At 70.0% G+C, this 13,751-nt stretch carries 13 protein-coding genes; 4 read left to right on the top strand and 9 right to left on the bottom strand.

The features are described from left to right. Window positions 1–17 precede the first annotated feature (17 nt). Both CY652_RS18290 and CY652_RS18285 read right to left on the bottom strand, forming a co-directional pair. Window positions 18–719, bottom strand: coding sequence for an RES family NAD+ phosphorylase (locus tag CY652_RS18290; RefSeq protein ID WP_102132128.1), 702 nt, complete (start codon window positions 717–719; stop codon window positions 18–20). After that, window positions 716–1,129 (bottom strand): MbcA/ParS/Xre antitoxin family protein, encoded by a 414-nt coding sequence (locus CY652_RS18285; protein ID WP_102132127.1) that lies wholly within the window; start codon window positions 1,127–1,129, stop codon window positions 716–718. The genes CY652_RS18290 and CY652_RS18285 overlap by 4 nt, the downstream gene beginning before the upstream one ends. Window positions 1,130–1,455: 326 nt before the next feature. Here CY652_RS18285 and CY652_RS18280 point away from each other — a divergent pair, with 326 nt between their 5' ends. Further along, entirely contained in the window at window positions 1,456–1,830 is a 375-nt protein-coding gene (locus CY652_RS18280; protein ID WP_102132126.1) for a hypothetical protein, read from the top strand. 9 nt (window positions 1,831–1,839) lie between these two features. Here CY652_RS18280 and CY652_RS18275 read toward each other — a convergent pair whose 3' ends face one another. From CY652_RS18275 to CY652_RS18265, 3 genes are all read right to left on the bottom strand, one after another. Beyond that, on the bottom strand, window positions 1,840–3,231 hold the full coding sequence (locus tag CY652_RS18275; RefSeq protein ID WP_102132125.1) for an MFS transporter: 1,392 nt from the start codon (window positions 3,229–3,231) through the stop codon (window positions 1,840–1,842). Between the two features lie 71 nt (window positions 3,232–3,302). Next, window positions 3,303–4,721 (bottom strand): FAD-binding oxidoreductase, encoded by a 1,419-nt coding sequence (locus CY652_RS18270; protein ID WP_102132124.1) that lies wholly within the window; start codon window positions 4,719–4,721, stop codon window positions 3,303–3,305. A 17-nt stretch (window positions 4,722–4,738) separates the two neighbouring features. After that, window positions 4,739–5,473, bottom strand: coding sequence for a FadR/GntR family transcriptional regulator (locus tag CY652_RS18265; RefSeq protein WP_102132123.1), 735 nt, complete (start codon window positions 5,471–5,473; stop codon window positions 4,739–4,741). Window positions 5,474–5,715: 242 nt separating this feature from the next. Between CY652_RS18265 and CY652_RS18260 the strand changes: the two genes are divergently transcribed. Beyond that, entirely contained in the window at window positions 5,716–7,317 is a 1,602-nt protein-coding gene (locus CY652_RS18260) for a CHAD domain-containing protein (RefSeq protein ID WP_102132122.1), read from the top strand. A gap of 30 nt (window positions 7,318–7,347) precedes the next feature. Here CY652_RS18260 and CY652_RS18255 read toward each other — a convergent pair whose 3' ends face one another. Continuing rightward, window positions 7,348–8,049 (bottom strand): phosphatase PAP2 family protein, encoded by a 702-nt coding sequence (locus CY652_RS18255; RefSeq protein ID WP_102132121.1) that lies wholly within the window; start codon window positions 8,047–8,049, stop codon window positions 7,348–7,350. Between the two features lie 343 nt (window positions 8,050–8,392). Here CY652_RS18255 and CY652_RS18250 point away from each other — a divergent pair, with 343 nt between their 5' ends. Beyond that, the gene (locus tag CY652_RS18250; protein ID WP_102132120.1) at window positions 8,393–9,547 is read left to right on the top strand and encodes an extracellular catalytic domain type 1 short-chain-length polyhydroxyalkanoate depolymerase; all 1,155 of its coding nucleotides are present in this window, start codon (window positions 8,393–8,395) and stop codon (window positions 9,545–9,547) included. Between the two features lie 28 nt (window positions 9,548–9,575). On the opposite strand, the gene CY652_RS18245 is transcribed toward CY652_RS18250, so the two are convergent. The 3 genes from CY652_RS18245 to CY652_RS18235 all read right to left on the bottom strand — a co-directional run bounded on the left by CY652_RS18245 (window position 9,576) and on the right by CY652_RS18235 (window position 11,969). Further along, a complete protein-coding gene (locus tag CY652_RS18245) occupies window positions 9,576–10,385 on the bottom strand; it encodes a BPSS1780 family membrane protein (RefSeq protein WP_102132119.1) in 810 nt (269 codons plus the stop codon). After that, window positions 10,376–11,371 (bottom strand): homoserine kinase, encoded by a 996-nt coding sequence (locus tag CY652_RS18240; RefSeq protein WP_102132118.1) that lies wholly within the window; start codon window positions 11,369–11,371, stop codon window positions 10,376–10,378. The genes CY652_RS18245 and CY652_RS18240 overlap by 10 nt, the downstream gene beginning before the upstream one ends. A 154-nt stretch (window positions 11,372–11,525) precedes the next feature. Continuing rightward, window positions 11,526–11,969: a hypothetical protein gene (locus CY652_RS18235; RefSeq protein ID WP_102132117.1), complete on the bottom strand. Its 444-nt coding sequence runs from the start codon at window positions 11,967–11,969 to the stop codon at window positions 11,526–11,528. Between the two features lie 145 nt (window positions 11,970–12,114). Here CY652_RS18235 and CY652_RS18230 point away from each other — a divergent pair, with 145 nt between their 5' ends. Beyond that, window positions 12,115–13,650, top strand: coding sequence for an AMP nucleosidase (locus CY652_RS18230; protein ID WP_102132116.1), 1,536 nt, complete (start codon window positions 12,115–12,117; stop codon window positions 13,648–13,650). Window positions 13,651–13,751 lie beyond the last annotated feature (101 nt).

The raw sequence follows: 13,751 nt of genomic DNA, 5'->3' as shown, positions 1-13,751 counted from the left end.
TCGGTGCGGACAGGCATCTACCCGATGCGATTGAGCTCGAACACCATGTCGACCGCCCGGCCGTTCCAGTTGTATTCCAGATAGGCCGCGTGACGGCACGTCTGCAAAAGCGTCGTGCGCAGCGCGGCCAGACATTCGCCGCCCGCGTCGCGCACCGACGGATAGACGATGCCCGGCGCGCCGGCATCGCGCGCCGCGCGGCCGAGCGCCTGGCCGGCCGCGTAGTCGTGCGGCGAGAGCACCGCGGGATCGAGCGCCGGGTCGCCGCGCAGATCCATCGCGCTGCCCCGCGCGAGCACGGTGTAGAGCCGCATCTGCTGGCGCAGCGGCGGCTCGGCCGTGGCGGCGAGGAAGCGCTGCGCGTGGTAGCGCGTCTCGGCGATCGCGGTGGCGCGCGAGCGGGCGCAGTAGAACACGCCGTAGGTGCCGTCCGAGAAGCGGCTGCCCTGCGGATTCAGATGCGTGAACGCCGCCATGATCGGCCCGTAGCCGGGGCCGAAGCGGCGCTCCTCGCGCGGCACGAGGCCGAGGTCGCCGGCTTCGGTGCGCAACCGGTCGTTGGTGAGCGCCTCGAGCGCGTAAAGCGCCTCGAAGTCTTCGGCCGAGGCGACCCGGTCGAACAGATTGACGGCCGGAAAGCGCGTCGGAACGATCCGGTACGCGGGCGACCAGTCGAGCGTCGCGACGCGCCACCGCTGCTGCCAGTCCGCCGCCGTCACGCCCAGCCGCCCCGCATCGCGTCGAGATACTGGCGCACGGCCACGAGGTCGCTCACGTTGCCGGCCAGCATGCGGTCGAGCGCCCGCTGGCCGCCGAACGGCGGCGCGCCGTTCGGCCGCTTGACCCAGGCGTCGGCGGCCGCGGGCTGCGGCAGCAGAATCTGCAGCGCCTTGTAGATGCCGAGCAGCAGCGACAGCCGCTCCAGCGTGTCGCGGGACAGACGCGCCGTCTGCGGGGACGACTTCCACTTGAAGAACGTCGAGCGGCCGGGCGAGCCGAGCAGGACGATCTGCTCCTCGGCGCTCAGGTCCCAGTCGCGGGCGATGTTGAAGAACGCGCGCAGCCCGGCCGCCGACATTTCGTCCAGCGACGGTCCGGCGGGAGAGGGCAGGGAAGCGGCGTTCGGCATGATGTAGTCCTGATATGAACTTTATACGGATATTAGTCTATTTATGGATAACCGCAAGTTTTGATCCGGTATAATCGCGGCCCGGAAATCGGCAACAGCAGTCGGAGGGGAGTGTGCGGGCAGCAGCAGTCATCGTCGCGGTCGCGGCCATGTGGGAATCGGCAACCGCCGGGGCGGCCGTTCAGGCCGTTCGTTACAGCGAGACGTGGAATCCGCCGGAGGCCCGGCAGACGGCCGGGGCGGCTCATCATGGTGTCCGGGCTTCGGGGCGGCGGCACGTCCTGAAGGCTCACGTCGCGGCGGCCCATACCCCGAAAGCGCACACCTTGGCGACTCGAAGCGCCTTCGCCCATGCGCGGCCGGAACACGCGATCAAGGCCGTCCGGCAGGGTCGTCACGCGTCGCTCCACGGCCACGGCACGCCACTCGTTCCCGCGGCCGCCGCGACGGGCGCGCGGCACAATCCCCACGCCCGGCCCGTCCGGCGGCATGCGCCGGACGCGACGACGGCATCGGCTCGTCGTCGCGCCGATGCCCGGCCCGGCACGTCTAACGCCTCGCCTGCCACACCGGCCTCGTCGCCGAAACACCGGCTCGTCGTCGAGGTGCCCGAGGCGCCGCCGAAAACGCGGGCCATTCCGCTGCCGCAGACCCAGCCGCCCATCCTCGGCGCCGCGCTCGCGCCTTCCCGGTCGGCCTGAGCCGGCTTCCTACCGGTCGAGATTGTTCGACCGGAACGTCTCCGGTCCCGCCAGCGCCGAGGCGATCACGACGAGATTCGCGATCACGAACAGCACGGCCGGCGTGTCGTGCGGGGAGAACCAGGCGTTGAGCCAGTGCTGGTAGATGCCGTAGAACGACGGCAGCACGATGGCGAAGCTGAACGCGATGCCGTAGCCGGACGAGCGGTTGCCCGTGTGGAAGCGCTCGTTCAGGTAGGCGTGCGGGCCCGAGCCCCAGACGAGTCCGGCCGGAAAGAACGCCGCCGTGGCGACGAGGAGCGCGGTGCCGAACTGGTCGGCCGAGAGCCGCGCGAGCAGGTACAGCAGGAACGAGCCGGCCGTGCCGGCCAGGATCGCGTGGACCACGAACGCGGTGCGCCGGCCGATGCGGTCGCTGACGAGTCCGCCTAGCAGGTAGCCGAAGAACGTCGTCAGCGTGGCGACGAGCATGATCGCCGTGGTCTGCGCCGGGCCCAGATGGACCATGCCGCGCAGCATCGTCGGCATGATCGCGCCCGGCACGAGGTAGACGAGCCAGACGCCGTTCATCAGCACGAAGCCCTGCAGCAGCTTGCCGATCTGCATGCCGGAGAAGAGCCGCGCGAACGTGTGGCGGTCCTCGGCGTTCGCGTTGCGCGCCTCGAGCCAGCGCTGCGATTCCTCGACCTCGCGCGTGACGTAGCGGTGGAAGCCGAACGCGAGCAGCGCGCCGACGAAGAACGGAATCCGCCAGCCCCACTGCACGTAGGCCGAGTCGAGGCCCACGGGCGGCATCAGATGGAACAGGACGAGCCCGAAGATCGACATCACGATGTACGAGAGATTCGACGCCGAGCCGATCAGCCCGCCGTAGAAGCCGCGCTTGTCGAGCGGACAGGTTTCCATGGCGAGCGTGACCGCGCCCGTGTACTGGCCGCCGGCGAAAAAACCGGTGAGGAGGCGCAGGCCCAGCAGGCCGACGAGCGAGAGCATGCCGACGCTCTGGTAGCCGGGCAGCAGGCCCGTGAGCAGCACGCAGGCGCCAAGCCCGCTCATGGTCAGCGTCGCGGTCCGCTTGCGGCCGAGGCGGTCGGCCAGATAGCCGAAGCACAGCGCGCCGGCCGGGCGGCCGAGCAGCGCGACGGCGAAGATGAACGAGTCGAGCACGGGCGAGACGAGCTGCGGCGGCCGGAAGTAGATCGACGCCGGCATCAGGATGATGAGCGGCAGAAACAGGTCGAACACGTCGATCGCGAAACCGAAGAACGCGGTCAGCACCGCCTTCGTCAGGGTCTTGCGGGCCGCCCGGGCCGTTTCTTCGCGCGTTTCGTGCGCGCCGCGCGTGTCGGGCCAGGGCGGCGCTTCGCCTGCGGCCATCGTCTTCATCGTCTCCGAGCTCATGGTGCTCCTCCTCGTTCTTGCCGGGCGCAGGCATTGCGTTTTCGCCGTCGTCCCGCAGCTGTGCCGTCGGGCTAGAAAATCTTGCCCGGATTCATGATTCCGGCCGGATCGAACAACTGCTTGATGCCGAGCATCAGGCGGATGTCGAGCGGGCTCTTGTACTGATGGAAGTAACGTCGCTTGAGCTGGCCGATGCCGTGCTCGGCGCTGATGCTGCCGCCGTAGCGGACGACCTCGTCGAGCACGTCGCCTGTGACCGCCGCCTCGTCGTGCTGCTCGAAGTAGTCGCGCGGGCTGCCGGCCGGGCGCGCGATGTTGTAGTGCAGGTTGCCGTCGCCGAAGTGGCCGAACACGAAGAGCCGCAGGCCCGGGTGGCGGGACGCGAGCCGCGCGCCGGCCGTTTCGATGAAGGCCGGGATCGAGGCGATCGGCAGCGACACGTCGTGCTTCAGGTGCGGGCCGTCCATGCGCAGCGCCTCGGAGATCTCCTCGCGCAGGCGGCGCATCGCGTCGGCCTGGGCGAGCGACGCGCACACCACGGCGTCGCCGCAGAGTTCGCGCTCGATCGCCTCGCCGATCACGCGCTCGGTCAGCGCCTGCAGCGCGGCCTCGTCGACGGTGTCGGCGAGCTCGATCAGCACGTAGGCCGGATGGCGTTCGGCGAACGGCGCGCGCAGCCCGTCGACCTGGGCGAGCACGAGGTCGGCGCAGACGTCGGTGAAGAACTCGAAGACCTGCAGACGCTGGCCGCACTGCTCGAACAGCAGCTCGTAGAGCTCGAGCGCCTGCTGCGGCGAGTCCACGGCGGCCAGCACGACCTGGGTCACGTCGTTGCGCGGCAAAAGCCGCAGCGCGGCCGCGGTGATGACGCCGAGCGTGCCTTCGGCGCCGATCAGCAACTGCTTCAGGTCGTAGCCGGTGTTGTCCTTGCGCAGCGTGCGCAGGCCCTCGAAGATTTCGCCGTTGGGCAGCACGGCCTCGACGCCGAGCACGAGCTCGCGCGCCATCCCGTAGCGCAGCACGTTGACGCCGCCGGCGTTCGTCGAGAGGTTGCCGCCGATCTGCGACGAATCCTCGGCCGCGAGACTGAGCGGCAGCAGGCGATGCCGTTCGGCCACCGCCCGCCGCAGGTCGCCGAGTATGCAGCCGGCCTCGGCGACGAGCGTGTTCGCGATCGTGTCGATCTGGCGGACGGCGTGCATCCGGTCGAGGCTCAGCACGACGTTGGCGGCGTTGCCGTCGGGCGTGGCCGCGCCGCAGAGTCCCGTGTTGCCGCCGCGCGGCACGACCGGCACGCGCGCTTCGGAACACAGGGCGAGGCAGGCGGCGACGCCCGCCGTATCGGACGGCCGCACCACGGCCTGCGCGGTGCCCCGGTAGAGGCCGCGCCAGTCGGAGAGCCAGGGGGCGAGCTCGTCGGGCGCGGTGAGGACGGCTTCGCGTCCCAGCGTCTCGACGAGGCGTCGTGCGAACGGTGTTTCGGCAGACATCGTTGAATTCCTTTCGATTACGGGTGCGCAGTGTCGGCGTCGGCGTCGGCCGCGTCGGCCGGCGACGGTTCGAGCGGCACGCCGAGACGGCGCGCGGCGCGCTCCAGATGCGTCGTCATCGCGAGCCGCGCGGCGGCCGGGTCGCCGGCCAGAATCGCATCGAACACGCGCACGTGCTCCCGATGCACTTCCTCGGGCAGCCGATAGTGCTGTGCCGAGTGAGCGCGCGCGATTCCGATGCACTGCCGGAACTGCAGGTTCAGGTACTGGAGCAGGTCGACGTAATAGCGGTTGCGGGTCGCCTGCGCGATCGCGACGTGAAAGCCGACGTCGAGCTCGACGCCCTGCGCCGGATCGTAGAGGTTCTCTTCGAGCGTCTTGAGGAGGCGGCGCAGCGCGGCGAGGTCGGCGTCGCCGCGCCGTACCGCCGCGAGCGCGGCCGCCGCGCCTTCGAGGTCCATGCGCAGTTCGAACATGCGCGAGAGATCGGCCTCGGCCGTGCCCGGGATGCTAAAGCCCGAAGCCTCGGTGTTCGACTTGACCGTGCAGCCGGCGCCCTGCCGGCTGTCGATCAGCCCCTTGGCGCGCAGCCGCTCGGTCACTTCGCGGATGACGGCCGGACTCACGCCGAAGCGCGCGGCGAGCGCCTTGCCCGGCGGCAGCTTGCTGCCGACCGGAAAGACGCCGCGCTGAATCTCGTCGATGACCTGTTGCGCGACCTGCTCGGTCAGCGTCATGGTCCGGGTTGCCATGCGGAAAGCCTCTTCGGGAAGAGTTTTCATGTTATCTGAAAACTTTCGCGATTCCGTCCCGGGTTTACGCCTGGAAAATCGGGAGCAGCGGCTTCGACGCGCGCTTGTGTCAGGGTTCGCCGACTGCCGTGCCCGACGGCGCGCGTGTAATATCGGGGACAGTTGCGCGAGCGGCGCGGCCGGCCCGAACGGCCCGGTCTGCGCCGGTTTCGCCTGCGCCGACGACCCGTCCCGGAGCGTTCATGGTCCGCGTTCTAGAAATCGTGCTGGATGCCGCTGCGTCCGCGATGCCTCAACCGCGCAGTTCGAAACGCCGTGCCGCGCCGCGTTCCGCCGGGACCTCCGCGGTGCCGGGCGACGCGCTCGACGACGTGTTTTCGCGCTGGGGCGCGGCCGTGCCGTCGCGGGGCCAACGCGTGGAGATCGTCGGTTTCGACCGCGACGGCGCGCTGGCCGCCGCCGGCTGGCGCCTCGCGGTGCAGACGCAGGGCGGCGCGCGCCGCGTCGTCGTCACGCGCCGCGAGCCGTTCGCGCCCGGCGTCACGGTCTGCACGACCGCTTTCGATGCGCCGCTCGATACCGATGACATGGCGAACGTGCTGTTCGATGCCGCGCCCGACGCGTTCCGGCAGGCGCTCGCCGCCGCCGGAGCCTTGGCGCCGGCGGCGACGCTGACCCGCGAGCGCCGCTGCTGGCAATGGACGCGCGACGGCATCGGGATGGCGCTGACGCTGGATCGGGACGATCGGGGCAACGGGGACGGGGACCGCCAGCCCGCCGGGAGGTACGAGTGGCGGTTGTGCGCGTCGTGTCCCGACGACGAGGGCGATCCCGGGCTCGCCCTCGACGCGCTGTTTGCCTGTGCCCGCGACCTGATCGACGTCGTGCCCTCGTTCGTGCGGCTCGACGATGCGCTGGGGCGCGCCGCGTCCGGTGATGCGCCCGGCCCCGCCACGGCGGTGCGCGCCTATCCCGTCGATCTGGCCGGCGCCGGCACGGCCGAGGCCGCGCTGGTCGCGATCATGCGCAACGTCGCTTTCCACTGGTTCGGCAACGACGCCGGCGTGCGCGATATCGCAAGCACGGAGTTCGTCCATCAGATGCGCGTCGCGCACCGGCGTCTGCGCACGGCACTGCGCATTTTTTCCCCGTGGCGCGACGAGGTCTGGACTGGCGCCATCGAGCCCGAACTCCGGTGGCTCGGCGAGGCGCTGGCCGACGCGCGCGATCGCGACGTCTTCGTCGATACGAGCCTGCCCGCGCTGGCCGCCGCCGATGCCGACGCGGCGCGCTGGGCGCCGCTCATCGAGGCGGCGGATGCGCAACGGCTCGCCGCGCGTTCGCGCGCGCAGGCGGCGCTCGCTTCGCCGCGCTATGCGCATCTCGCGCTGGCCTGGCTGCAATGGCTGGCGGTGCGGGTGGCGCGCGAGCGGCAGGCGCCGGGACGCGGCAAGGCGCTCGCCGGTCACGCGAAAAAGCGCGTGCGGCGCTACTGGCAACGGCTCGCCGCCGCGCCGCGTCTGACCACGCTCGGCGACGAAGCGCGCCATCGCGTGCGGATCGACGCGAAACGTCTGCGTTACGTGATCGAATTCCTCGCGCCCATCGTCTCGCGCAAGACGCGCACGGACACGGCGCGGAGCCTCTCGAGAATCCAGAGCGTGCTCGGCGACGGCAACGACGCGGCCGTGGCGCTGCGCTATCTCGAGGGCACGGAGGGCGTCGAGCCCTATCAACTGGGTTTCGCGCGCGGCTGGTGCGAAGCCGTCAAGCGCTACGCGGCGAAAGAGGCCGAGCGGCTCTTGCGCGAGACGCGGCCGCCGAAAATCGCGGCCGACGACTGACCGGCCAGCGGATAGCGGAACGGAACGAACTCAGGCGCGGTGGGGCGTGAACGGAACCCGCCCGTTGAGCGTCTGCGAAATCGGCGAGGCCGCCGGGCGCACGTAGCGTCCGGCTTTCCACCTGGCGCGGATGTAGGGCCGTTCGTGGCCCGACATCGCCAGCGCGAGATGCGTGACCCAGCGATGCGTCGGCACGCGCACGTCGTGCAGCGCGAGCGTCAGCAGCGCAAGGCTCAGCGTGACGGCGGCCGCCGACAGCCGGCCCGGCTGCGCCTCCCACCACCAGCGCACGAAGACGAGCGCGGTCAGCGCGCCGACGATGCAGCCCGTCACGGCTTCCGACGGCGAGTGCGCGTCGAGTACGACGCGCGAGAGTCCGACCGCGATGCCCGTGGCGAGTCCGACCGCGACGCCCGCGATGCGCACGGCCGGGCGCGCGCGCAGCAGCATCAGGAAGAAGGCGACCGGATAGACGGCGCTCGAGAGCATCGCGTGGCCGCTCACGCCCGTGAAATCGAGTTCGCGGATGCCGACGCCCCAGCCGAGGAACGCGATTTTCGTCGCCGTGACCACGACGACGGAGACGCCGAGCAGCAACAGCCAGCTACCGGCCATCCGCCACGAGTAACCGACCGCGAGCCAGAGCGCGATGGCGAGCGCGAGCGGCAGCGTGAGGCCGGCGCCGCCCAGGTTGGTGATCGAGTACCACAGGGAGAGGGGCAAGTCTGGCATGAGGTGTCGTCGCGATGGCGGATCGAAAAAGCTGCGGGTCCATTTCTACTAACGCGCACCCCGCCGCTCGGGCAGACGACACGTTACCGATATCTTTCAAAGTATAGCCGCCGTCTATAGCCGTCGTCGCCATGCCAAAACGGGAATCGTCGCCGATCGGTGCGCGTTGCCACCCTTGCCTCGCGCCGGCGACCGGCATCGCTTCTCGGGGACGGGCGGCCCCGGCGGGAACAGGAGGTGCGTCGGCAGGCCGGCCGGATTAGTGCTATTGTGCATTGCACCACTGCATCGATATGAGCTGTCGGATCGAATATGGGGCCATTCCCCTCTTGCGAGGTCGACGATGACGAAAAACCTGACCAGATTATGGACTGACGGCCTGCAGCGCCTGCTGACCGTCCGGCATGCCGCGCCCGACGCATCGTCGCGGGGCGTCGTCGGCCGGAAAGAGGGACAGTCGGCGCGGCGGCCCGTCGGCGATCGGCAGGGCGCGTCGGCCGCGCCGCGCGCTTCGCGCGTAGGGCCGCGCGAGGCGGCCTGGGCGGCCGGCGAATGGCGCCGCGCTGTGTATCCGGTGCCGGCCGGCGCGAGCGGCATCGGACGCACGCTGCCTTACGGGCTCTATCTGCCGGCGGGCCGGCCGACGGCGCAGATGCCGCTCGTCGTGATGCTGCACGGCTGCAGGCAGTCCGCCGACACGTTCGCCGAAGGGACGCGGATGAATCTGCTGGCCGACCGCCACGGTTTCGCGGTCGTGTATCCGGAGCAATCCGAAAGCGCCCACCTGCATCGCTGCTGGCACTGGTACGACGAACGCGAGCATGCGGGCGGCGCCGAGTTCGGCGCCGTCGTCTCGCTCGTCGACATGCTCGTCGCGACGCACGGATTCGACGGTTCGCGCGTCTACGTGGCCGGGCTTTCGGCGGGAGCGGGTTTGGCCACGCTGCTCGCGGTGCATGCGCCGCAGCGGTTCGCCGCCGTCGCGCTGCATTCCGGTCCGGTGTTCGGCGAGGCGCGTTCCACCGTGGCCGCGATGGACGTCATGCGGCGCGGGACGCGTCACGATCCGGTCGTGCTGGTCGAGCGCGTGGTCGACGTCCGCGCCTATCCCGGCATGCCCGCGATCATCGTGCAGGGCGACGACGACCCGGTCGTGGCGCCCGTGAACGCCGATCAACTGACGGTCCAGTTTCTGCGCCTGAACGGTCTCGCCGATCCGCGGGGCGTGCCGCTGCGCGGCGTCGAGCGCCGCGAGACGCAGCCGGGCTACGCCATCCGGGATTTCGGGCGCGGCGGCGCGAGCGTTGTGCGCGAGTGCCGCGTCGAGGGCCTCGATCACGCCTGGAGCGGCGGGGACGAGACGGTGCCGTTTCACTCGGCGACCGGTCCCGATGCGAGCGAGATGATCTGGCGCTTCTTCGAAGGCCGGCGCCGCAAGGCGGCCCGGGGAGTGGCCGCGGGCGCGTCGTCGGGCGGTGAGCTCGCGACCCAGGACTGACTCACCGCCCGGGCGGCGGCCCGACGAATCAGCGGTCGGCGTTCGGTCCCGGCAGCTTCACGGTCGCCGGCTCCTGCATGCCGAAGCAGCCGCGATAGGTGGCGTAGAACGAGCAGTAGAGCATCGTCATCGTGACGATGAGCGCCGGCATCAGCACGGCGTACGCGTAGTCGCCCACGCCGGCGAGGCGCATCAGCATCGACAGGCCGAACGAGACGGCGCTCGAGACAGCGAACCACAGCACCGCGTAGACGACGAACGCGCCGCGATTGCGCCAGCAGCTCACGATGCTGAAGAACATCGCCTTCACCGGCGGCACGTCGTGCCACGTGGCCAGTATCGGCGCGAACCAGAACAGCATCGCCACCGGCACGTAGAGCACCATCGAGGCGAGCAGCGCGAGCGACAGGTCGCCGTTCGCCACGGCGGCGCCGTCGAGCGGGCCGCCCACCGTCATGAGCCGCAGCAGCGTGCCGCCGTCGGCCAGCGCCGAGCTGGCGAACACCGCCATCATCGCGATCATGTAGGCGAACCCGAGCACGACGAGGCGCTTCGCCGCCACGCTGCCGTACGAGCGGAAGCCGTCGATCAGGATGGTCGGGAATACCGGTTTGCCCGCGATGGTGTCCCGGCACGCCGCCATGAAGCCGACCGCGACGCCGGGAATGAAGAAGAGCGGCAGCAACCCGCCGATCACGGGGATGACCGAAATGACCGTCATCGCGAGCAGGTACGCAAAGAACAGCGTGAGGAACGCGAGCGGGTTGCGGCGGAACAGCCAGATGCCCTGGCGGAACCAGACGTAGCCGGTTTTCGCGGAGACTTCGGTCAATTGCATGGGCTGTCCGGGCAGGGAATGACGTTGCCGTCGAGGCGCTCGCGCAGGATGCGCTCGAACTGGCCGGGGTCGTGCGGCTTGAGCAACGCTGCCGAGCGCGGCAGGTGGAAATCATACAGGCGCGAGACCCAGAAGCGGTACGCGCCCGCGCGCAGCATGTCGCTCCAGCGGCGGCGCTCCGGCGGCGTGAACGGCCGCACGGCCTGATACGCGCGCAGCAGCGCCGCGGTGCGTTCGGCGTCGAGGCGGCCCGTGGCGAGGTCCACGCACCAGTCGTTGACGGTGACGGCCACGTCGAAGAGCCACTTGTCGCAGCCGGCGAAATAGAAATCGAAGAACCCGCCGAGCCGCGGCGCGCCGTCTCCGTCCCGGTTCGCCTCGGCGAACAGCACGTTGTCGCGGAACAGATCGCAGTGGCACGGGCCGCCAGGCAGCGCTGCGTAGTCGCCGGACGCGAAGAATGCCTCCTGATGCGCGAGCTCGGCCGTAAGCAGCGCGCGCTGCGAGTCGCTCGCGAACGACAGCACGTTCGGCACCGTTTCCCGCCACCAGGGCAGGCTGCGCAGGTTCGGCTGGTCGCCGGCGAAGTCGCGCCCGGCCAGATGCAGGCGCGCGAGCATGTGTCCGACCTCGGCGCAGTGCTTCGCCTGCGGCGCGAGTTCGGGCGCGCCGTCGAGCTTCGTCACGATGGTGGCCGGCTTGCCTCGCAGCAGGCCGAACAGCGAGCCGTCCGCGCGCGGCATGGGATCGGGCACCGGCACCTGATGCGCCGCGAGGTGCCGCATCAGGTCGAGGTAGAACGGCAGTTGCTCCGCCGTCAGCTTCTCGAAGACGGTGAGGACGTATTCGCCGCGCGTCGTCGTCAGGAAGAAGTTGCTGTTTTCGATCCCGGACTGAATGCCGCGGAAGTCGACGACCTCGCCGAGGTCGTAGTGGCGCATCCATTGCGCGAGTTCGGATTCGGTGACAGCGGTGAAGACGGCCATGCGGAAAACGTGGATTCAGGTCAGGTTGGACGGCGCGCCGCGACGCACGCAGCCGGAAGAAACGACGGAGAAGCGGGGCCACGCACCGCCCGGCCTCGCGCCGTGCGCCGCCGGCGTGTTGCGCGCCGGGGCGGCGGTCGTCGGTGTCGGCAGGTCAGTAGCTCAGACGGATGGACGGCAGCCGCGGGCTGACGTTGCTGTTGTTGGGCATGGACGGCGACGTGTCGAGCGGCGCGGTCATCGTGTAGTGCGTGCCGAAGCCCGAGCGGACGTCGATTTCGACGGGCTTGCCCTTGTCGCGGTATTCGGTGATTTCCGTGCCGCCCGGGCTGACTTCGTGGAAGCTCGGCGTGCGCTGTACGTCGAAATCGACCTTGGCGCTGACCTGCGCCGCCGGACGGTTGATCTCCCGCAGATCGGGCAGGCCGGCCCGAACGTTGGCGGATTGCGAATCGTCGGAGGGAGTAGAAGTTGCGGCGGGCGCGGGCGCGGCGGCGGGCGGAGCGTCAGGGACGTCGTCTGCGGGCGCGGCGACGGCGACGCCGCCCGCGAGGGCCAGCATCATTACCGCCGCGGCGGCCGGAAGAAGCGACTTCATGATGATTCTCCAATGGGATAGTTACGATTCTAGCAAATCCGGCCGAAAACACCGGGGCCGCGGCGCGGCCGGCCGCGCCGCCGGCGCGTCTGTCTGGAGGCGCGGGTTCCGTGGTAATGTCCTCGCATAGATCGAGGCAACGACGATGAACAACGACAACCTCCCGCGTCCGCCGATGACGCCCGCGCACGACCTTCCCGCCGAATCCTTCGCCCATGCCGACGACGCCGTCGCGCGGCTCTCCGCGCTCTACGAAGCCAGCACGTCCTTCCTGCGCGACGCGTTCGCGCGCTACCGTCGCGGCGAGTCGTTCGAGCGCCGCGTGCGCGCCTGCTATCCGTTCGTGCGCATCCGCACGGCGGTCAACACGCACGTCGATTCGCGCCGCTCCTACGGGTTCGTCGCCGGCCCGGGCGTCTTCGAGACCACGATCACGCGTCCCGACCTGTTCGGCAACTACTACCGCGAGCAACTGCGGCTGCTTGCGAGGAATCACCACGTGTCGATCGAGGTCGGCGTGTCCGGGCTGCCGATTCCCGTGCATTTCGCGTTCGCCGAAGGGATCCATCTCGAGGGCGAACTCGATCGCGAGCGGCTCGTTGCGATGCGCGACGTGTTCGACACGCCCGACCTCGCGCAGCTCGACGACCGGATCGTCAACGGCACGTTCGAGCCCGCGCCCGGCGAGCCGCATCCGCTCGCGCTCTTCACCGCGCCGCGCGTCGACTTCTCGCTGCACCGGCTCAGGCACTACACGGCCACGTCGCCCACGCATTTCCAGAACTACGTGCTCTACACCAACTACCAGTTCTACATCGACGAGTTCGTGAAGTTCGGTCTCGAGATGATGTCGCGCACCGACGATCCGGAACTGCGCGCCTGGCGCAGCGAGTACACGTCGTTCGTCGAGCCGGGCGACGTCGTCACTGACAACGCGAACAACGCGAATGCCGTCGAGCGGAACGGCGAGGGCGCGCCGCCGGCGCGCCTGCCGCAGATGCCGGCCTACCACCTCAAGCGCGCCGACGGCAGCGGGATCACGATGGTCAACATCGGCGTCGGACCGTCGAACGCGAAGACCATCACCGATCACATCGCGGTGCTGCGCCCGCACGCCTGGGTGATGCTCGGGCACTGCGCCGGCCTGCGCAACACGCAGCGGCTCGGCGACTACGTGCTCGCGCACGGCTACGTGCGCGAGGATCACGTCCTCGACGCCGATTTGCCGCTCTGGGTGCCGATCCCGGCGCTGGCCGAGGTGCAGGTCGCGCTGGAGCGCGCGGTCGCGCAGGTGACGCGGCTCGACGGCGCCGAGCTCAAGCGCGTGATGCGCACCGGCACCGTCGCGAGCGTCGACAACCGCAACTGGGAGCTGCGCGACCATCGCGAGCCGGTGCAGCGGCTCTCGCAAAGCCGCGCGATCGCGCTCGACATGGAGAGCGCGACGATCGCGGCCAACGGTTTTCGCTTCCGTGTGCCGTACGGCACACTGCTGTGCGTGTCCGACAAACCGCTGCACGGCGAGCTGAAGCTGCCGGGCATGGCCGACCAGTTCTACCGCGCGCAGGTGGACCAGCACCTGCAGATCGGCGTGAAGGCGATGGAACTGCTGCGCGCGGACGGACTGCACCGGCTTCACAGCCGCAAGCTGCGCAGCTTCGCCGAGGTGGCGTTTCAGTAGATCGCCTCGGGCGGATTGCGGGCGCGAGTCATCGCGTACTCGCGCCGCTCTCCGCGCCGGCTGCGTTCGCCATGCAACGCGGCGCAACGCAACGCCCGCTC

Source organism: Burkholderia sp. WAC0059 (assembly GCF_002870125.1).
Lineage (GTDB): Bacteria > Pseudomonadota > Gammaproteobacteria > Burkholderiales > Burkholderiaceae > Paraburkholderia.
This window is presented reverse-complemented; position numbering and strand designations above follow the sequence as displayed.

Bases quoted from the DNA above. Each gene is read 5' to 3' on its own strand.
- CY652_RS18285 (WP_102132127.1), bottom strand. From the start codon at position 1,129: ATGCCGAACGCCGCTTCCCTGCCCTCTCCCGCCGGACCGTCGCTGGAC.
- CY652_RS18260 (WP_102132122.1), top strand. From the start codon at position 5,716: ATGGTCCGCGTTCTAGAAATCGTGCTGGATGCCGCTGCGTCCGCGATG.
- CY652_RS18265 (WP_102132123.1), bottom strand. From the start codon at position 5,473: ATGGCAACCCGGACCATGACGCTGACCGAGCAGGTCGCGCAACAGGTC.
- CY652_RS18230 (WP_102132116.1), top strand. From the start codon at position 12,115: ATGAACAACGACAACCTCCCGCGTCCGCCGATGACGCCCGCGCACGAC.
- CY652_RS18235 (WP_102132117.1), bottom strand. From the start codon at position 11,969: ATGAAGTCGCTTCTTCCGGCCGCCGCGGCGGTAATGATGCTGGCCCTC.
- CY652_RS18270 (WP_102132124.1), bottom strand. From the start codon at position 4,721: ATGTCTGCCGAAACACCGTTCGCACGACGCCTCGTCGAGACGCTGGGA.
- CY652_RS18255 (WP_102132121.1), bottom strand. From the start codon at position 8,049: ATGCCAGACTTGCCCCTCTCCCTGTGGTACTCGATCACCAACCTGGGC.
- CY652_RS18250 (WP_102132120.1), top strand. From the start codon at position 8,393: ATGACGAAAAACCTGACCAGATTATGGACTGACGGCCTGCAGCGCCTG.
- CY652_RS18245 (WP_102132119.1), bottom strand. From the start codon at position 10,385: ATGCAATTGACCGAAGTCTCCGCGAAAACCGGCTACGTCTGGTTCCGC.
- CY652_RS18240 (WP_102132118.1), bottom strand. From the start codon at position 11,371: ATGGCCGTCTTCACCGCTGTCACCGAATCCGAACTCGCGCAATGGATG.
- CY652_RS18275 (WP_102132125.1), bottom strand. From the start codon at position 3,231: ATGAGCTCGGAGACGATGAAGACGATGGCCGCAGGCGAAGCGCCGCCC.